We start from the raw sequence: 19,443 nt of genomic DNA on the forward strand, positions 1-19,443 counted from the left end.
TTTACTTTCATCCGTAGCAGGGGTATGCGTAATTTCACAACGGTAGCCAGCGATTTTGTCGGTGGCGTTGTGCGGCGCTGTCCGTAAAAGAGAGTTACGAGGCAGTAGAACTCGTACGTAGCGCACCCACGAGCGTTGCCGGTAATTGCAGCTCGACGATGCTGGAACTGCTGTGGTGAACCTCCAGCTGCCCGTGCTGCGCGCTGACCGGTCTTTCAAAAAATTAGCTTACTTCGAAAAGCCCCTTCTCGAATATAGGTCTCTAAAATGGATGCTCTAAAGGTCTCGCCACAACAACAAATGTTCTCCCTGGTTGTTGGCTTCTGGCAGTCGCGCGCTCTCGCGATAGCGGTCGAACTCGGCGTCGCAGATATCCTGGCTGAGCGGGCAATGGACGTACAAGAATTAGCGGCGCGCACGAAAACAAGTGCGTCTGCGTTGCATCGCCTCCTTCGATCTCTTGAAAGCATCGGTGTGTTCTCTCAGCAAACGGAAGGCCTGTTCTGTAATTCCGAAGCAAGCGAAAGTCTGCGAGAAGGGTTGCCGGGCTCGCAGCGCTCCTTGATCTTGTCTGCCTTATCCGCAGGCAATGGCCAGTTTGAAGGCTGGAGTAAGTTCGAATACGCAATTCAGACCGGGACTCCAGCTTTTGACAAAGTGCATGGCTGTAATTTTTGGGAGTACGGGAAGCGTAATCCTGTCGCGGGGCGGCTCTTCGATGACTTTATGCGTTCCGTCTCCGAAACAATGACATCCGCTATTACCGAAGCGTTTGACTGGAGCCAATTCCGGACTATCGTTGATGTTGGCGGGGGTATAGGAACACAGTTGAGATCAATCCTGGAGGCCTTTCCGTCCGTTAAGGGTATTCTCTTTGATCAACCGCATGTAACCTCAAACGCCATCCCGGGCGAGCGCTTTCAAATCCAGTCAGGTGACTTCTTCGAGTCTGTACCTCAAGGTGGGGATGCTTACTTGCTCCGCTGGATAATTCACGATTGGAGCGATGAAGCGGCGTTGGCGATTCTAAAATGCGTGTGCAAGTCCTTCAACCCGGCTACACGCCTTGTGGTGGTCGAAAGTGTGGTCTCAGAGGAGCCTGTCTTCGATATGGCGAAATGGCTAGATCTGCAAATGCTGGCTATGTTGGAAGGTCGCGAGCGGACCGAGCGGGAATATAGGTCTTTGCTGTTGGCTGCCGGATTCGAGCTGGAGCAGGTGATTCCTACCGCGGCGCCAGTAAAGATTCTGATTGCAAGACTTGCCGAATGAGCTCGTGATAACGCATTCGGGCTTGGGCCGAAGGAGCAATATCGTGCCGTTATTGGTCGAAGACAAATATGTCGACTGACGTCGACCTACGAAGGGTGCTTGGCGCGGGCGGCCTGGTTGGCACTATCGCAGAGCAGCGACAGGCCAGGTAGGACGTTGCCCGCAGCTCTCTTCCTGAAAGACGCCTTGCCTAACGATTGTCACAGCGGCGTCGTTTTACCATTGCGGCTGTCATCGTGACTTGCGCCGCTCACCCGTCTAGATTCGACACCGAACTTGAATCGATGTACGCCCCGCCTTGATAGGCTCTACAGCAGTCGCTTTGTTCGACGGCGTCACGACATCGAGCGGTGCACTTGCAAGCGGGCTGTCGGGTCCACGCCGGCCGTGGGCCCGGTTCTGCTCAATTTCATGCTGGGTTGCCGGCTGATTACAGGTGAAGCGAAGCCTCTGCGAGAAGAAATTCGAGCCAGACTTTGTGTGTCAAGACGGGATCTTCGGCCGCTTGCTTTACTAGTGCTGCGGGGCGCCTACGGATGCGGGCGCGCTTGCTGCGGTCTTCGCAGCTTGTTGTGCGTTTTGCGGATAGTTGGCAATGTCCAGCCCTGGCCGGTAGCCACCTTGCGTCATGGTTTTTATTTCGGCTCGATTTTGGTCTCTCGCGGCTTTTCGCTCTGCTTTGTGTTGGGCCCGCCTTTCGGCTCGAGTCATGGATGTACCGCTCGCCGAGCTTACTGCTGCCGGGGCACTGGATTGTGCGTTAGCTAGTATTGGGTGCCCATTGGTTACAAGGCAGGCAATAAAGAGCAGGGCGTAGAGCTTGATGTTGTTTTGCTGATTCATGTTGGTGCTCGCAGTATGAGGTAACCTTGATGAACTCGATTTCTAGAAGGCGTGTGTAATTCCAAAATTGACGCACAGCTGGCTGGCGCCTGACGACGGTCCAATGCCACCCAGTGACGCAACCGCTCCGCTGCCGGACGCGTGTTGGTACACGACCTGCTGATACAGGCTCGTACGCTTGGAGACGAAGTACGAATTGACGACGCTATATGTGTTCCAGTGACCGCCTGAGAAGTTCTCAATGGCGGTGCCAACACCCAGTTGGTCGAACGGAACGGGATGCCAGGTAACGCCGGCGTCGACCGTGTTGGCGTTTCCACTGCCTGTCATGAGCGTGACGCGAGATTGCGTGAAGGCAGCGTGCAAGGCCCATTGCCCCCATGTGTAGGACGTGCCCACGCCCCAGTTCTCGATATTGTTGGCAACAACTTCTCCGGGAAGAGGAGTCCCCAGAATGGTTTTCAACCCGATGAACGGTGTGCCGTCCAGGAGCCTGTCATTCTCATTTGCATAGACCCCGCCGATTGAAAACGGCCCGTTTTCGTAACGCATAAAGAATGAATAGCCCCGGCCAATCGCGAAGTTACCCGGCTGGCCCCCAAATATGAACTGGGCACCAAAAGATGCTCCATGGTACGAGGGGCTGGCGTATTTAACAGTATTGTTTGCCGGATACAGTGAGGCCAGCTCGTCGAGGTTGCCCTGATGCAGGGAAAGCATGCTCCCGGCTTGGTAGGCTGTCGTAAAGGGGGCCATCACATCGAACATGAACGTTGGCTGATGGCCCAACGTCAATGTGCCCAAGTCATTCGACTTCAGGCCAACCATTGACTTCCAGCTGAACAACTCACCGGGAATGAGCACCTGGCCGTTACTGATGGTGAATTGCCCCTCTAGGTCAAAGATCGTGCTTAGTCCACCGCCAAGATCCTCGACGCCTCGAATGCCGTAAAGATCCGGGGCATGTGCGCCGTCGATTGTAGAGAACCTGTGTCCGCCACCGACGTTGCTGACGTATGCCAGGCCGGTGTCCAGAAGTCCGTATAGTGTGACGCTGCTCTGGGCCCCGGCATATCCAGAAACCGTGGCCAACAGCGCCACCAGTGCCAATTTCTTCGCTTTCATGCTCCTCCAATTTTATTTAGTAATACTACTTATTTAAAATGAAAACGTCAGGTTGTGGAAAGTAAGAATATGTGGGTCAATTGGTCGTGATTTTTGAGTAACTACAATGCCTGGTTCAGGATCTATACATCGTGGTCCGGGCACAATGCTGATGTGAAAATCTTCGGTGCCTTCTCTGTCTGCTCTCAGGTTATGCTCGGTTCAACTTCTCCCACGCGGAAATTGCCAAACCTCCGAAACAGTAGCGCCGTCAATAGCAGTGTAGCGACCAGGCAGATGCTCATTGGGACAACAGGGGCGATGAGGAGGTGAGGAAGGGGATAGAACTTCAACAGCAAGCTGCCAAACAAGGGACCGAGAACAGACCCAACGCGACCGATCCCCGCAGCCCATCCAGCACCCTTCGCCCGGATCGAAGTTGGATACACGAGGCCTGACGCGACGATCAATCCGGTTTGGCAACCAATGATGCAAATGCCACCGAGGATGCCAAAGACAACAGCGCTAGCAAAGCTAATATGCGGTGATCCGAATACCCACGAAACGGGGATCGCTAGAAGCATCAGTGCGCCGACGAGAAGCATGCCCCAGCGCTCCATGAGAGCGCTAACGGCCAGGCTGCCGATGATCCCCCCTATGGGCATGATCGAAAGCAGAGCACCAGTTTGCTGTACGGTAAATCCTTGTGCCCGAAAGACCGTTGGGACCCAGCTAAAAAGAAAATACACGACCCCATAGTTGAGAAAGCACAGCAGCCAAAGGAGCAGTGTGACGTTTGCATATCCGGGGGCGAGCAGGGCGCGGGGCGACAACCCTACTTTCGGAGCCGCCGGTTTAGCTTGCTCCATACTTTCTGTTGCCAGATGTTCAAGACCGTAAATCTTTTTGACTAGCGCTCGTAGACGGTCATGATGTTTTGCACGAAGGCCGAGAAATTTCACCGATTCTGGCATCAGCAGCACAAGCGATAGCGCCACTATCACGGCTGCTGCTCCACCGGCCAGAAAGAGGCTGCGCCAACCGTATTGCGGCAGCAGGATCGCACTGGACCAGGCGGCCACTGCTCCTCCTACCGGAATGCCGACGAGCACGATGCCTATGAACAGACTTCGAACGTTGCGTGGCAAGTACTCGGCATTGAGCGAGACAAGGTTGGGCACAATGCCAGCAAGTCCTAGTCCGGTCAGGAATCGGAGAATGATCAGCGTCTCAAGGCTGTTGCTCCACGTCGACAAGAGCGTGAAAAAACCGAAGATGAAGCAACCGCCGATCACGCCCGCCTTCCGACCGAAACGGTCGCCTATGAATGCGAAGAGCAGTGCACCAAGCACCATGCCAGCCAGGCCTGCACTGAACAGGATTCCCAGCGAAGCGGGTGCGACGCCAAAATCCTTGATGAGTGAGGGTGCGATAAGACCCACCAAGGCGAGGTCAAAGCCGTCCGCGAGTGCGATCACGAACGACATGACGACCAGTCGGAAATGAAACAGACCGACCTTTCTCTCCTCAATATACCCCGACAGATCGAACGGCAATGCCTGCTCCGCTTGCTGCGACTGCATACGTACACCTCCACGTGATGTTGCGTAACTGATTGATCAATCTATTCGCCTTACATCGATGAGGCGCGCGGTGCTGTACCGTCGCGCCCGATAGTTTGTTCTTGCTTCTCTTGCAGCATCGTGTCGCGTATTCTGTTTGGCATATTCTTCTGAATTCAATCTTGAATAACAACATAGTGAATTCCCTTACAGACGTGTCTTGTCACGATGGTAAGGGCCGGAAGACATCGACCGCCCTCCCTCCCAGCGGGCGCCCTTACCACTTGCTGAAAGAACGATGCTGATTTATTGTATTCAAAATTGAATGCAAATTTTGGATGCGCAGCGAAGCCCGGCGGTGGGCACGAGCGATAGCGCAACGTCACAATTTAGAGGCAAGAGGAGCAGTAGATGCGGGAGAGCATTACGGTTTACGTTCATGAACGCCGCGCGGAGGCGCTTGACGTCGTTTCATTTGATCTGCGCCCCGTAGACGGTGGTCAGTTACCGCAGTTCGCACCGGGTGCGCACGTCGATGTTTTTGTTCCTTCCGATGAACTTGCGGAAGAGGCTTTGAAAGCAATTCGTCAGTACTCGCTGTGCAATGACCCGGTCGAAAGGCATCGGTACGTAATTGGTGTTGGATTGAATTCGGCCGGAAGAGGGGGCTCACGCGCCCTGCACGAACGGGTCCGCGTCGGAGACCGCTTGCGCATAAGCGCCCCGAGAAATCACTTCGCATTGACGGATCAGAGTCACGAGTCCGTCCTGATCGCTGGTGGTATTGGCATCACGCCCCTGCTCGCGATGGCACGGCAGCTCGATATGCAACGGCGGCCATGGAAGCTCTACTACTGTGTTCGCACACCGGCCCGAGCGGCATTCGCGGAACCGCTATTGTCTCTGCGTCACTCGGGCTCCGTGGAGTTTGTCTTTAGTGGCACCGTAGGTGGAGGGCTTCTGAACCTGGATGAGGTGGTCCGAAATACCTCTCCAGATACTCATTTTTACTGTTGCGGTCCGGGATCCCTGCTGGATGAGTTCCAGCGCGCTACGCAACTCTGCCCACAGGAAAACGTTCATTTTGAGCGTTTTTCAGCGCCACCAGAAACTCCGTCTGCCAAGCCGACAAATGCCAAAACCGGGACATTCACGGTTCACCTCGCGCGTAGTGGCGGGTCCGTAACCGTAACACCGGGGCAGTCTATTCTCGAGGCGCTGGAGGCCGCAGGCCACACGCCGGAGTATTCCTGTCGCACCGGTATTTGCGGGGCGTGCGAGACGAGGGTTGTCGATGGCCGACCCGCGCATCGAGATTGTGTACTTAGTAGCGCCGAGGCCGAGAAGGGTGACCGGATGATGATTTGCGTGTCTGGGTGCCTCGGAGACAGCCTTCATCTCGATTTGTAATCAGATCCAACGCGACCAAGCTGCCTGATCCCATAGATTCCCCAGGTGCTTGCTTCCAGAAGATGCATGGGGTTTTCCCTTGTTTGACTCCATTTTTGAATTCACAATAGAATGCAATGAGAATGCGGTGGACTAAGGCGAGTTAGGTCAGTGACATGCCGCCAAAGCATCAACACGTCGTCCACCGGGCATCCTTCGATATTCGGATCTATTCCACAGGAGATCTCATGCTTCCACGTCGACCGCGATCAATCGAGGTACAAGGACTTAGTCACGGCGCAGCGCCCATACCCTTGGGTGCGCGCGTCGGCAACATGATCTTTTCGTCTGGGCTTTTTGGGCAGGATCCGCAGACGGGAGACGTTCCCGACGATGCGGCAGGCCAAGCCCGGTTCGTTTTCGAAAATCTGCGCGCGCTGCTTGCGAATGGTGACGCGAAGCTGGAAGACGTTGTACATGTCACGGTATTTGTTCGGGATAACTCAGTACGTGAAGCATTGAACGCGGAATGGATCAAGTGCTTTCCAGATCCCGCCGACCGTCCTGCACGCCACACGCTAGTCCAGAATCTTCCAGGAAAGCTGCTGCTTCAAATTGAGGTCGTTGCTGTTGTGCAAGGAGTTTGAGTATGAGTGATCTCGTGCGTCGTTTGCGCCGGCTTGATGTTTGCGCAGTGTCTGATGCGATGGACAAGCTTGGCCTATCCGGGCACGTCGGGGGACTTGCGCAATACGCAGGTACTGAGCGAGTTGCCGGTACAGTGGTGACGTACCGCTTGCTTGCAACCTCTGACGTGCCCGCTCAATCGGGCCCTCCCGTCCATCTCGGTACGCGAGCCATCGAGTTCGCGAAGCCGGGAGAAATCATCGTCGTCGAGCAACGCACCGGCATCGATGCAGGTAGCTGGGGAGGAATATTGTCGTTAGCTGCGAAGACGAAAGGCATCGCTGGTGTCATCTCAGAGGGCCTCGTTCGAGATATCGATGAAGCGCGTAACTACGACTTCCCGGTTTTCGCCCGTGGTTTGACTGCACGCACAGCACGAGGACGCGTTGCCGAAATAGCAGTGAACGAGACCATTGGGGTTGGCGAGGCGACCGTGCGAACCGGTGACTACGTGATTGCTGACGCTGGCGGCGTTGTCTTCATTGCCGCCGAAGACATCGAGCGCGTACTCAAGGCAGCCGAATACATCGCTGGACGCGAAGCCGCCATGGCCAAGGCCATTCTCGCGGGCACGGCCGTGAGTCAAGTCATGGGTGCCGACTACGAACACATGCTCAACTAATGCCAAACTCAAAGCTTTATCAGGAGAATTTAATGACGGATGAGAACGTTACGCGTGCTTCACGACTGGACACCGCAACACTCAGCGATGCCCTCGACAAGCTCGGTCTGAACGGGCAGTGTTATGCCGTCAAACCATGCTCGCCTGCATTTCGTATGGCTGGCCGGGCCTGGACATTGCTGTATGGCCCCGCTGGCCATCCGGCTGGCACGGTAGGAGACTATATCGACGACGTGCCTTCTGGTTCAGTAGTTGTGCTTGACAATGGTGGTCGTGATAACGCGACCGTGTGGGGTGACATACTGACCGAAGTCGCAAGTCGAAATGGAATTGCGGGGACGGTTATTGATGGTATCAATCGCGACGTGGCGCTTTGCCTGCGACTGAACTATCCGGTGTATAGCAAGGGAAGCTGGATGCGTACCGGAAAGGATCGCGTACAGGTCGAGGCGACCGGTATTCCGGTGAACATCGGAGACGTTCGCGTGTGCCCTGGTGATATCGTGTGTGGTGACGCGGACGGGGTTGTGGTGATTCCTGGAGCACAGGAGCAAGCGGTGCTGGACGCTGCGGAAAAGATCCATGTGGCAGAGGAGGCTATCCGCGAAGCGGCCCGCTCGGGGAAGAGTCTTCGCGAAGCGCGCGAGCAGCATCGTTACCATCAACTGCAGACGCCGGAAGCAAACGGATGAGCGCACAATCTGCCACGGGCGAATTCGATTTGCCGACAATTCAGGTAGCGATTGAGCGCGTCGCGCCGTCCGTTGTTGAAGCGGCCCGTAAGCTGCCAACGGCTACCTTGCACGAAGCTGGTGGTCGCATTGGTGTCATGCCGTCTGGTATCAAAGGGGTGAGTCCCGCGTTTAACCTTTGCGGCCCCGCCATCACGGTGCATTCCCCGGGTGGAGACAACCTGTGGCTCCACCGCGCGCTATACGTCGCGCAGCCTGGTGACATTCTCGTCGTACATGTAAGTGGCCAGTTTGATTTTGGCTACTGGGGCGAAATTATGTCCACGGCGGCGCAGACACGCAGGATTGGCGGTCTCGTTATTGACGGTTGCGTACGCGACGGTGCGCTGCTCGAGCGTATCGGATTTCCCGTCTTTTCTCGTGGACTTTGCATCCGGGGAACCGGGAAGGACCACGATGCGCGCGGCTGGATCAACTTCCCGGTGTTGTTCGACGACCTCGTGGTCAATGCGGGCGATCTGGTTGTCGGCGATGGTGACGGCGTTGTCGCTCTTCCCCGCCAGGATGCGCCTGAAATTGTTTCGGCAGCCCTGACCCGGGAAATTAAGGAAGCTGCTGTCATCAAGCGTATCGAGTCCGGCGAGCGCACGCTGGAAATCTACGACTTCTAGATTTAACTTGCCCAGTATCGGTAGAATATCAATATCAAATAGGATTCCAAATGATTATAGATTCTCATGCACACGTCGTTATTCCGACAGAAAGCTATCGGTACATGGCTGAGCTGATTGCCAGTCGCGCGAACCCTGCCACCCGTCCACAGCTCTCCGACGAATCGGTTCGCGCAAGCGGCGAGGCGATCATCAAGATCATGGACAGCGTCGGAACGGACATCCAGTTTCTTTCGCCGCGGCCTTACATGCAGATGCATTCCGTTAAGCCGGCGAAGGTGAGTGCACTTTGGACGGCGCACATGAACGATCTCGTGCACCGGACTGTTGAAATGTTTCCTGCGCGTTTTCGAGCCGTTGCAGGTCTACCGCAATATCGTGACAGCTCACCAGTCAACTGTCTCGACGAACTGAAATTCCGTGTCAAGGAACAGGGCTTCATTGGGTGCCTGCTCAACCCGGATCCCACCGAGGGGGATGGAGCTCCGCCGCCCGGACTTGGGGACGAGTTCTGGTACCCGCTTTACGAGGTACTTTGCGAACTTGATATTCCCGCGCTGATTCATTCCGCGGGTAGCTGCCAGCCGCGCGAGAGTTATACGTTGAAGTTCATTAACGAAGAAAGCATCGCTATCACTTCCTTGCTCTCGTCGCGCGTTTTCGAGCGATTTCCGAACCTGAAGTTGATCGTGCCGCATGGCGGTGGTGCAATCCCTTACCACATGGGGCGTTTCAGGGCGTGGGCTGTCCGTGCGGGCAAATCGTTCGATGAGCAACTGCGTCAGCTGCATTTCGATACGACCACGTACGACAAGCTCGCACTCGAACTGCTGTTCAAGACCGTCGGCGCTGACCGCGTGCTCTTTGCGACCGAGAAACCCGGTACCGGGAGCGCACGAGATCCCGAAACGGGCCTGGACTTCGATGACCTCAAGCCGGTTATTGAGAACATCGATTTCCTGACGGAAGAAGATCGGCACAACGTGTTCGAATGCAATTGCACACGTCTGTATTCTCGCTTTCGCAAGGACTGAGGGCCTCTCAGACGTTCCAATTTTGGGGAATAGTTATGGCAAGAATTGTTCTCGGCCTCGGCGCGTCACATACGCCGCTGCTGACACTCGACAGCGAGCAATGGGTTCATCGCGCGCAGGCTGACTATGCGAACAAGCGACTCAACCTGTCTGATGGTCGTTGGCTCAGCTACGATGAACTGCTGGCGGAGGTCGGGCCGAAGTATGCGGAGATTGTGACGGCTGATGAGCTGGTGCGTAAGGCGCACATATGCGAAGCGTCGCTCGATCAACTCGCGGACGAACTGGAGGCCGCGAATCCAGACGTAGTCGTGATTGTAGGAGATGACCAGGCAGAACTCTTCGGGCCGGCCAACCAGCCGGCGTTCGCGGTGTTCCACGGGCGTGAGATCGTCACGATGGACAAGTACGGCGTCAAAGAGGCTCCTGAATGGGTGCGCACCATGGGGGAAGGCTATCTGATGGACGAGGTCCATCGCGTTCCTGCCGCATCCGATCTTGGACTGCATCTTGTTGGCCAACTCGTGGACGGTGGCGTCGACGTTACATCTGTCGCAAGTGTTGAAAAGCCGAGTGATGCCGGCTTTGGGCACGCGTTCGGCTTCATCATTCAGCGTCTGTTCAGGGGAAAATCGATCCCGGTGCTACCCGTGCTTCTCAACACCTACTATCCGCCAAACGTGCCAACAGCGGCGCGCTGTCATGACATCGGTAGGGCTGTTGAACAGGCGCTGGCTCGTCATCCGGACGATTTGCGTGTTGCAATCATCGCTTCGGGAGGGCTGAGTCACTTCGTCGTGGATGAAGAACTGGACCGTTGTGTTATCTCTGCCCTGAAGAGCGGTGATCATACCGCTCTGCGCTCCATCGGGCGTGGCGCATTGAATTCCGGCTCATCAGAAATTCTCAATTGGGTGCTTACCGCTGGTGCCGTAGAAAAGTTGTCGCTGGCGTGGGTGGAATACCAGCCACTTTACCGGACACCCGCTGGAACTGGAGTAGGTGCGGCGTTCGCGGTATGGCGTGAGTAGTCCTGAAGAACGGAGAATAATATGCTTTCAGCGGAAAAAAATCGTCTGCTTACCGAAGTCGGCTCGGGTACTCCCATGGGCGAATTGCTTCGCCGGTACTGGATGCCTATCGCGGGGGTATCTGAGTTTGACTCCCTGAGTATCAAGCCGGTGCGTTTGATGGGCGAAGACCTCGTCCTCTACAAAGATCTCAGCGGTCAGTTCGGCCTTGTCGATCGTCGCTGTCCGCACAGGCGAGCCGACCTCGCACATGGTATGGTCGAGCAGTGCGGTCTGCGGTGCAGTTACCACGGCTGGCGCTTCGACGAAACTGGTCAGTGTGTTGAGCAACCTTTCGAGGATGTCGCGCTGCCGCAAGCGAATACGAAGGCTCGTATCAAGACGAAGGCCTATCCGGTGGAGACCAAGGCTGGCATGATCTGGGCCTATCTTGGCCCACAGCCCGCACCGCAATTGCCTGATTGGGAGCCGTTCTCCTGGCCGAATGGCTTTGCGCAGGTCGTGATCTCTGAAGTGCCATGCAACTGGCTGCAATGTCAGGAGAACTCCATCGACCCCGTGCACTTCGAATGGATGCACGAAAACTGGGGGCAGCGCTTGCGCGGAGGGGATTCCAGCTATGGTCCCACCCACCTGAAGCTGGAGTTTGATGAATTCGACTACGGATTCGTCTACAAGCGCATCAAGGAAAACACCACCGAAACTGACCCGATGTGGACTGTCGGTCGTGTCTGTCTTTGGCCGAATGGATTCTATCTCGGCGAGCACTTTGAATGGCGCGTACCGATTGACGATGAAAATACGCTAAGTGTTACGTGGAAGTTTACACGTGTCCCGCGAGAAAGAGAGCCTTATCTGCAGACATCCGTTCCGACATGGTATGGACCTGTCAAGGACGCAGAGGGTAACTGGATCAATACGCATGTAATGAATCAGGACTTTCTCGCATGGGTCGGGCAAGGCACAATCGCCGACCGAACCTCCGAGAATCTTGCGGCCAGCGATAAGGGCATTGCGATGTTTCGGCGGCGCCTTTTAGAAGAGCTCGATGTGCTCGAGACAGGCGGGGCGTTGAAGGGGGTGATTCAGGATCCGGCCGCGAACGTGAAGGTAGAACTACCCACCGCTGATAGAGAGAGTGTCACTGCGGGCTACACTACGGAGGACATCCTGAAGGACCCGCGCAAGCGGTTGATGTTTACCACGTATATCTTCCAGGCCGGCCAGCCAGAGTCGGTCAAGCAAGCATTTTCCGAGGCTATGGGGATTGAAATGGCGGAGTTTGCGGGGCTCACCGCCGGCGGCCGCCGCTAATAGTCGGCACCCGCCTGTCGTAACTATCAGCAGGCTGTATCGAGGTGCAAGGACGTATTCGACGCGCTCTTTCGAGCGCGTTTCTATTTGGAGTTTTGAGGCGGCAAGTGGATTGCCCTCAAGCCAGGCGACTAACGGCGAGTACCTGACGACTTGCGATGATCGTCCAGCGCGCCTGTCGCCGCTTTCATATCTCCACGGCGAAGGGCAGTCAATATCGCTGCATGTTCCTTCAGCGTTTGACGGCGCGAGTCTGCGCTTGCAAGCTTGAGCGCGATATAGGGATCGGCAAGCAGCCAGAGGCGCTGAACCTCGCTGAAGATGAGTCGCTCCGACGACAACTCAAAGATCCGGAAGTGGAACTCGCGATTCTTCAAAAGAAAAGGCGTCCAGTCAACATCGTCGACCAGTGCTGTCATTTCTTCATGAAGCTGTTGCAAGGCGAGAACCGTGGTCGCATCGGGGCGCTCAAGCGTGGTCATGAGTTCGGTCTCCAGCAGTTGCAGCATGCGACTGATCTGTGTGACCTCATGTGAGGAGCGTTTGATAACGAAAAAGCCCTGGTTTGGCTTGTGATCGACCATTCCCAGGTCTGCGAGTACGCCCAATGCCTCGCGTAACGGAACCCGGCTGATTCCGAGTTGCTCAGCGGTTTCCTGCTGACGAATCTGTTCTCCAGGCGAAAGCTCGCCGGAGATGATCTGGAAGCGCAAAAACTCCAGCGCCCGCTTGGCCGCATTGGAGGTGCCAGATCCTTTGGAACGCTCAACAGTCGCTTCTGCGCTCATGCCGATAAAAAGTTGGGTCCTGCTGGACGATAGCGAATCATACCCCATAGGGTGGCAATGTACAAAATTGCCTTCAATCTAGAATTAAATCTGGAGAGGGATTGATTGGTCGATGGTGAAGTGGGACGTTGTACTGCGTGATGGTTGCGCGATCGGTTACGCATCGCGATGGAGCTTGAGTGTGCGTATTGCAGCGGTGGGTGTGATTACCCGTTGCGGGCAAAGGTTGATTGAACGTTTGCCCGTGCGTGGGCACGTTGATCCGGGTTATGGTGCGAGACGGCCACCCATCTTCGAGCTACCTGAAAAAAACCGGGACGCGAGTGCAGTCGCCTGGCACAGCGTAAAGCGGCGAGAGATGCGAGCATTGGTTCGCCACATGGCTAGGGTTCGCCACACTGAAGTGCGAAAGGTATCGTTGTTGATGGCGTTCGCGCTTCATCCCCCAGCAGAGACAACCGTTCGTCCCGGGATGACAAATCGCACGAGCAGATTTGTGCATATCAGAATAAACGGCGACAAGTCCGTTGCGCGTTCACAAGTTGCGTGCTGCCCGATGCGTAAAGTGTGCAAGCCTTCATTGATGTGGCTCGGGAGCAGGTGAGCGCGATTCGTCACACTATGACCTTGGTGGCCTAGTGTGTAGCAGATCGGTAGGCTGCTCCATCAGAGGTGTACGCAGCGTGGCCGTACTCCTTCAACAATCGCTTTAACCGCTTAACCAGGGCGCGGTCAGCCAACTTCCCGGCTAGCGGCAGCTTCGCAGTCAATGAGTAAAACACCATCCGGGTTGCCACGACCGACAGTACCGCTAGTGCACGGAATCGGTCTTGTCGGGTTAGCACAACACCGATTGCGCTCGCCTTCTGGATATCTCCCTGCATGAAATTCTTCACAAAGAAGACTTTGGCGAAGCTTCGCTCGAAGCGGTCGTGTATGCGGTGACCCAGATCGTTCTTCGTTGGCAGATAGGCGGCCATCGTTGCTCGAACGAGTTCGCCACACGTAGCGTCGTCATAGGCTTTGCGGAGTGTGCCGCTACGGGCGGTCATCATTCTAAGGATGCCTTCAGGAGTCGTAGAAAGAAGATCTTCAGGCAGCCCAAGAAGGAAGCAGCGATAGCGGCTGAGCTCCACGCGGGCGCGCTCACTACGCGTAAACGTTTTTCGGCCGGCTCGTACAACGCGTAGTGACAGCAGGGTTGCACCGATGAGCCCGGCGGGCATCTGGTCAACCTGAGGAATTGGGATTCCATATGTGGAAACGTCCCACTGCCCAGTGCGCAGGACATTGAAGCGGACCACGGAATGCATCAAACGTACCAGTGCGGCAGCTCGAAACCCGGGGCCATATCTATCAAGGGCACCGGGTAATACACTGGTTGTGAAGAAGGTTGCGGTTTCGCGCACGCGCCGCGCGGCGGCCTCATGGCTCAGGGTTCCGGTGAGTGCCATGGGTAGTGCCGCGTATTTGTTCATGAACGTCGCCAGGAATGCACCTCGCACTGTGAACGGGGCGAGGTTCGCAGAGACATTCCGCTCTAATCGTGCGCCTTCTGCAACAAGATTCATGTCTACCCACGAGGGTGTGCGCTCCATGGATCCGATGAAGGAAGCCAGCTCGGGTGGTGCTCCCTCGACGGCTTCGACGCCGCGTTCGCAAGCCAGCTCAACCATTGCCATTAACTTGCGCATCCCGAATTGAGGAAGAAGCGCGACGTAGGCGTCTGCGACAACATCACCTAGCATCGTATATGCTTTTATTCGCTCCATCAATTCGTTGTCCGAAAGGACGGAGGGACGCAAATACAACAATTCTTCGCGAACCGCGCTTTCGATGTTGATGTCAGCTACGAACCGCTCAGGGGTAACTTCGAAGTCGACGTTTCCATACATCGCCGAATTCTGTATTGCCTGAGCGACGACTTTGGCTCTGGGCTGCTCGCTTGCGTATGACATGTGGGTCCTCCGGGCGATCAATCGCATTGGGTTGACTGGAATATATCAATCGATAGAAAAAAGTCTATCACTTGATATATTTTTGGGCAAGCACGCAGATGCCAGCCCGATGTTCGCTTGGGTCGTGGGTAGCTACTCTTTTGGGGGCTTCATCGCTGTAATCTGGCGCTTCAGTGTCGCTTTGACCTTTTGGAGGACTTCTTCGTCAGACAATTCACCGTCGAACATACGCGACGTAAGTGCCCTGCCTGAACGGAAGACCATTAGGCCTGAGACGAGCATTAGCGCCTCAATGATCGAGTCAACCGAGCGCGATTCTTGTCCGCGAACACGTGCCACCAGATCCGCTGTTAGCAGCAAACCTGGTTGCCACAGACGTTTGAACAGAATATCGAAAGCTCCTCCCGGATCGCTCATCTCCCGGGCAACGAATAGTGCCCAGTTGTTGGCTTGATTCGAGTCGATGAGAAATTCTGCGAGAGCTGCTGTTAGGACAAACAGATGCTGGCGAATTTCTCTCGCGGGTGCGTTAGATGCCAATGCTTCCCGAGCTGCCGTTCCCAGTTCCGACATATGGCCTCTGTACGCCTCCGTTACCATTTCCGAGCAAGCACGATATAGTCCTTCTTTGTTGCCAAAGTAGTACTGAAGTGCCGGCAGGGTAACTTGGGCGGCGAGGGATATCTCCCGAGTCGTCGTTGCAAGGAAGCCCTTTTCCCCAAACGCAGCCAGGGCCGCCGCGAGGATGCGTTCGCGCACTTGCTGCCCCTTTGGAGAACTCGGTGCTTTTCCCCCGCTGTAACTGGTGGTGCTGTCTATCATTGCTTTCATCGAGGATCTCATAACCTGACTTGCTACCGGGACGCACACGATAGAATCTGCCCAAACCGGAAGCGCCACCGTGTGGCAGTCGATCGCTAGCGATAGCTGTTCGCCGCCCTGCAGTTTAAAGTCAGAAAGTAACTGTTCTAAGGTATTGATTGCAATGTGGAAATTTCTGCCGTGTTTGCGTTCGTTGCCGTCGTAACCCGCGCGAGGCCCACACTCGCTTCAGCTTTGCGCTTACCAATAGACCCGTTCCCACGTTGAAAAGTCATTGGGGAAAAATGCCGCGGTGCACTCACGCGCACGATCCAGCGCAGCGCGTTAAACATCTCGCGTGGTTCATGCGCGGCTGCGGTGCGTCTTTGTTCATCAAGCTCGGGCATGAAGCAGCAAATTAGCACTCTTCTTCCGACACATCCGTTGGGATGGCCTGCGCTTTTTCATCCCAGCACGATCTCAGTTCCGACACAGAGTTTTTAACACCTTCTAGAGCAATAGCTTAAACGTGCGTCTTTCGAGGGCACTATTCAGACGAGCGACTGGGTGCGATCAGGCAGCGTTTCCATTATTGCACTCATTGTGATTGGCCTTGGAACATGATTGCGCCGGGATCGGGATCCCACTGTGCGAATTCTGCATTCGGATGCCTTTGGGTTGCATGGTTCGGGCTTTCCTGAGTCTAACGATTCACCGCAATTCACGTACGAAATGACTGATTGTCGAACTCCTTGCAGCCAGCAGCGCTTGCCCGATGACTTCGTGCCAGTGCGCCTCCGAGCCGTGAGCGATACGCCACGCGTGAAGGCGGCGGGTGTTTAACTGTAGATCGTATTCCTCCGTGACGCCGATGGCTCCGTGTACGGCATGCGCAACCGTAGCGACAGTGATGACGGCTTCGCTCGCGCGCGCTTTGGCGATGCCTGCGGGGAGGAGGGCAGGCACGGTGCGTCCTGCGGCGAAGGCGTTGGCCGTGGCGATGCGGGATGCGGCTACGTGTTCGGCCATCACTGCCAGTTGATGCTGTATTACCTGAAATTTGCCTATGGACTTGCCGAACTGCGTGCGATCGTTGGCATATTGCAGGGTGAGGTCGAAGCTACGCGCCAGCGCGCCGACCAGCAGAGCCGCGTGTAACGCGGCACCCCATGCGCGCAAGCTCCCTTCCGGTGCGCTGCCGTGTATTGGTTGCACGCTATTCTCAATGTGAGAAGCCGACCAGCGGAGGTTTGCTGTGGTGTCTCCATGGATGCCTATCGGTTCGCTTTGTGCCGCGTGTGCGTCAAGCAGCAATAGCGTGCCATCAAGCTCTGCCAACACGTGGTCTGCGATCGCGCCGAACGGCACGCGCGGCGTTACGAGGTCACCGTTGCCTTCGCGCAGCAATGCGGGGGCAAAGGTCGGTAGACCTTTAGGTGGTGCGACGCCTGCGGGAAGCAGGGTGCGTAGTGCGATGGCCTGGCCGACGGGTAGCGGCACGGCGTGCAGGCCGAGCATGCACAGGATCGGTAGGACGCCAGCCAGATCCAGACCTGCGCCGCCGGCCTCTTCTGTGGCCATGACTTCAAGAAACCCGGATTCCGTTATCGTGTCCCAAAGCGGCGTATGTGCGCCTCCGGCTTCGATTGCGCGTACAGTGACTGGCGAGCAGCAGTCGCGCAGAATGTCTTCAAATGCTTCGGTAAACATGGTGAGAACGCCGTTAAGTTCCAGTCAACGCAGGCCGAGCCCGCGAGCGATCATGCCACGCAGAATTTCGCGTGTTCCGCCTCGCAGCGAATACGTTGGGCAGATCTGACTTACGTACGCGCAGGTGCGCAGCAGTTCGGCATCCACTGACTCGTCAGGGTTCATGCCAAGAGCCGCCTCGATAACGGCGGGGATTTCCTGTTCGAAAGTGGTACCGAGATCCTTGACGAGGGCAGCCTCGACAATCGGGCTTTCGCCAGCCGCAAGGCGTGCAGTGACAGACAGCGAGAGCTCGCGCAGCGCGGCGAGGTGGGTGGCAAAGCGGCCAACCGTCGCGGTGTGAGAGGAGCCTGCGCGCGTACGCAATGTGTCAATCCAGCGATCCAGCAATACGATGCTCGAATAGATGCGCTCGGGTCCGCTTCGCTCGAAGGCCAGTTCTGCGTTCACCTGCATCCAGCCGCTGCCTTCCTGCCCGATCAACGCGTCATCGGAGAGAGGTACGTCGTCCAGGAAGACTTCGGAGAAGTGCGCATCACCGGCCAGATCGGTGATCGGCCGCACCGTGACACCGGGGAGAGAGAGGTCGACGATGAACTGCGACAGTCCCTGCTGCCGGTCCGCCGGTGTCCCGGAGGTACGTACCAGCGCGATCATGAAGTGGCAATGCTGGGCGTTGGTAGTCCAGATCTTGCGACCGGCGAGTGTCCAGCCGCCATCCGGACGCTGAGTGGCACGTGTGCCGACGCTCGCCAGGTCAGAGCCCGCATTCGGTTCACTCATGCCAATGCAGAAAAACGCTTCACCTCTGCAGATACGAGGCAGATAGAATGCGCGCTGTGCATCGGTGCCGAACTTGTTGATGAGCGGTCCACTCTGGCGGTCGGCGATCCAATGCGCCGACACCGGCGCACCTGCCGTGAGTAGTTCTTCCACCAGAACGAAGCGCGAGAAGGCATCCATTTCGGCGCCACCCCAGGCACCCGGAAGCGTCACGCCCACCCAGCCGCGCGCCGCCAGCTTTCGGCTGAACCCGGCGTCGAAACCCATCCAGGAGCGCGCGCGTCGGTCGGCGGGCAACGTGGGCATTTCGGTCGAGAGGAACTGGCGCACGTCCGCGCGAAATGCTTCGGCTGCGGTGGGCAGCGGCGCGGGTACAAATCGGTCCAGAAACACGTTCATGCTCACAGTCCGATCGTATAACCACCGTTGACTGACAGGTGTTGGCCGGTCACGTAGGCGGCTGCATCTGAAAGCAGAAAACACACGGGGCGCGCGACTTCTTCCGCTTCACCCCAGCGGCCCAATGGGATCTGTTGCAGGTAAGTGTCGCGAAACTTTTCGCCTCGTATAGTCTCTGTCATGGGCGTCTCGACCACGCCGAATCCAATCGTGTTGACGCGAATGTCGTATTTGGCCCATTCGCGGGCTGCGCACATCGTCAAGCCCAGCACGCCGGCCTTGGCGGCGCCGTAGTTGATCTGGCCGATGGTGCCGCGACGCCCTGCGTCCGAAGAGATATTGACAATCGAGCCTGAGACCTTTTCGCCGGCTTTCGTTCGCTCGAGCAGATGACGGCCTAGCGACTGGAGGAAATAGAAGGAGCCGGAAAGGTGAACATCGATTACCTGTTGCCAGGCGTCCAGCGACATCTTTTCGATCATCGCGGTACGGGTGACGCCGGCATTGTTCACGAGGCCGTTGACGCCACCGAACGCAGCGACGCCGATTTCCACCGCCCGTCCGGCTACCGCCGGGTCAGACACGCTGCCAGCCAGTACCGCACATCTCCCGGTACCCAATTCATCCTGAAGTGCTTCCAGGCTCTCGGCATTGAGATCGACTGCGACGACCTTTCCGCCCAACTGTACGATGGCCGTCGCGATTGCGCGGCCAATGCCTTGACCTGCGCCCGTCACAATGACCCGCTTGTCCGCGAGTGAGAAAGCCGTATCCTGCATCTTC

General features: G+C 56.5%; 18 protein-coding genes. 9 read left to right on the forward strand and 9 right to left on the reverse strand.

Features of this window, described 5'->3' with window-relative positions; genetic code table 11:
- Positions 1 to 267: 267 nt before the first annotated feature.
- Positions 268 to 1,272: a methyltransferase gene (locus U5760_RS13550; protein ID WP_322012391.1), complete on the forward strand. Its 1,005-nt coding sequence runs from the start codon at positions 268 to 270 to the stop codon at positions 1,270 to 1,272.
- Positions 1,273 to 1,785: 513 nt separating this feature from the next.
- Here the strand turns inward: U5760_RS13550 and U5760_RS13555 are convergent.
- The 3 genes from U5760_RS13555 to U5760_RS13565 form a co-directional block, all read right to left on the reverse strand.
- On the reverse strand, positions 1,786 to 2,115 hold the full coding sequence (locus U5760_RS13555) for a DUF4148 domain-containing protein (RefSeq protein WP_322012392.1): 330 nt from the start codon (positions 2,113 to 2,115) through the stop codon (positions 1,786 to 1,788).
- 42 nt (positions 2,116 to 2,157) lie between these two features.
- Positions 2,158 to 3,240, reverse strand: a complete 1,083-nt coding sequence (locus tag U5760_RS13560; RefSeq protein ID WP_322012393.1) for a porin — start codon at positions 3,238 to 3,240, stop codon at positions 2,158 to 2,160.
- A 185-nt stretch (positions 3,241 to 3,425) separates the two neighbouring features.
- Positions 3,426 to 4,802 carry an MFS transporter gene (locus U5760_RS13565; RefSeq protein WP_322012395.1) on the reverse strand — a complete coding sequence of 459 codons (1,377 nt, stop codon included), beginning with the start codon at positions 4,800 to 4,802 and terminating at the stop codon, positions 3,426 to 3,428.
- Positions 4,803 to 5,192: 390 nt separating this feature from the next.
- On the opposite strand from U5760_RS13565, the gene U5760_RS13570 reads away from it, so the two are divergent.
- The 8 genes from U5760_RS13570 to U5760_RS13605 all read left to right on the forward strand — a co-directional run bounded on the left by U5760_RS13570 (position 5,193) and on the right by U5760_RS13605 (position 12,221).
- Entirely contained in the window at positions 5,193 to 6,191 is a 999-nt protein-coding gene (locus U5760_RS13570) for a PDR/VanB family oxidoreductase (protein ID WP_322012396.1), read from the forward strand.
- 314 nt (positions 6,192 to 6,505) lie between these two features.
- Positions 6,506 to 6,817: a RidA family protein gene (locus U5760_RS13575; protein WP_322012811.1), complete on the forward strand. Its 312-nt coding sequence runs from the start codon at positions 6,506 to 6,508 to the stop codon at positions 6,815 to 6,817.
- Between the two features lie 2 nt (positions 6,818 to 6,819).
- Positions 6,820 to 7,479, forward strand: coding sequence for an RraA family protein (locus U5760_RS13580; RefSeq protein ID WP_322012398.1), 660 nt, complete (start codon positions 6,820 to 6,822; stop codon positions 7,477 to 7,479).
- A 32-nt stretch (positions 7,480 to 7,511) separates the two neighbouring features.
- Positions 7,512 to 8,171 carry an RraA family protein gene (locus U5760_RS13585; protein ID WP_322012399.1) on the forward strand — a complete coding sequence of 220 codons (660 nt, stop codon included), beginning with the start codon at positions 7,512 to 7,514 and terminating at the stop codon, positions 8,169 to 8,171.
- A complete protein-coding gene (locus U5760_RS13590; RefSeq protein WP_322012401.1) occupies positions 8,168 to 8,842 on the forward strand; it encodes a 4-hydroxy-4-methyl-2-oxoglutarate aldolase in 675 nt (224 codons plus the stop codon). The genes U5760_RS13585 and U5760_RS13590 overlap by 4 nt, the downstream gene beginning before the upstream one ends.
- A 50-nt stretch (positions 8,843 to 8,892) precedes the next feature.
- Positions 8,893 to 9,876 (forward strand): amidohydrolase family protein, encoded by a 984-nt coding sequence (locus tag U5760_RS13595; RefSeq protein ID WP_322012403.1) that lies wholly within the window; start codon positions 8,893 to 8,895, stop codon positions 9,874 to 9,876.
- A 35-nt stretch (positions 9,877 to 9,911) separates the two neighbouring features.
- Positions 9,912 to 10,907 carry a protocatechuate 3,4-dioxygenase gene (locus U5760_RS13600; protein WP_322012404.1) on the forward strand — a complete coding sequence of 332 codons (996 nt, stop codon included), beginning with the start codon at positions 9,912 to 9,914 and terminating at the stop codon, positions 10,905 to 10,907.
- Between the two features lie 21 nt (positions 10,908 to 10,928).
- On the forward strand, positions 10,929 to 12,221 hold the full coding sequence (locus U5760_RS13605; RefSeq protein WP_322012406.1) for an aromatic ring-hydroxylating dioxygenase subunit alpha: 1,293 nt from the start codon (positions 10,929 to 10,931) through the stop codon (positions 12,219 to 12,221).
- 131 nt (positions 12,222 to 12,352) lie between these two features.
- On the opposite strand, the gene U5760_RS13610 is transcribed toward U5760_RS13605, so the two are convergent.
- The 6 genes from U5760_RS13610 to U5760_RS13635 all read right to left on the reverse strand — a co-directional run bounded on the left by U5760_RS13610 (position 12,353) and on the right by U5760_RS13635 (position 19,439).
- Positions 12,353 to 13,009 carry a GntR family transcriptional regulator gene (locus tag U5760_RS13610; protein WP_322012408.1) on the reverse strand — a complete coding sequence of 219 codons (657 nt, stop codon included), beginning with the start codon at positions 13,007 to 13,009 and terminating at the stop codon, positions 12,353 to 12,355.
- A 635-nt stretch (positions 13,010 to 13,644) separates the two neighbouring features.
- Positions 13,645 to 14,967: an oxygenase MpaB family protein gene (locus tag U5760_RS13615; protein ID WP_322012410.1), complete on the reverse strand. Its 1,323-nt coding sequence runs from the start codon at positions 14,965 to 14,967 to the stop codon at positions 13,645 to 13,647.
- Between the two features lie 132 nt (positions 14,968 to 15,099).
- Positions 15,100 to 15,798 (reverse strand): CerR family C-terminal domain-containing protein, encoded by a 699-nt coding sequence (locus U5760_RS13620; RefSeq protein ID WP_322012412.1) that lies wholly within the window; start codon positions 15,796 to 15,798, stop codon positions 15,100 to 15,102.
- Positions 15,799 to 16,479: 681 nt separating this feature from the next.
- Entirely contained in the window at positions 16,480 to 17,478 is a 999-nt protein-coding gene (locus U5760_RS13625) for an acyl-CoA dehydrogenase family protein (protein WP_322012414.1), read from the reverse strand.
- 24 nt (positions 17,479 to 17,502) lie between these two features.
- Positions 17,503 to 18,660: an acyl-CoA dehydrogenase family protein gene (locus U5760_RS13630; RefSeq protein ID WP_322012415.1), complete on the reverse strand. Its 1,158-nt coding sequence runs from the start codon at positions 18,658 to 18,660 to the stop codon at positions 17,503 to 17,505.
- A 2-nt stretch (positions 18,661 to 18,662) separates the two neighbouring features.
- A complete protein-coding gene (locus tag U5760_RS13635) occupies positions 18,663 to 19,439 on the reverse strand; it encodes an SDR family NAD(P)-dependent oxidoreductase (RefSeq protein WP_322012815.1) in 777 nt (258 codons plus the stop codon).
- Positions 19,440 to 19,443 lie beyond the last annotated feature (4 nt).

It is taken from the genome of Paraburkholderia sp. J12 (assembly GCF_905220215.1).
In the GTDB taxonomy this organism is placed as follows: domain Bacteria; phylum Pseudomonadota; class Gammaproteobacteria; order Burkholderiales; family Burkholderiaceae; genus Paraburkholderia.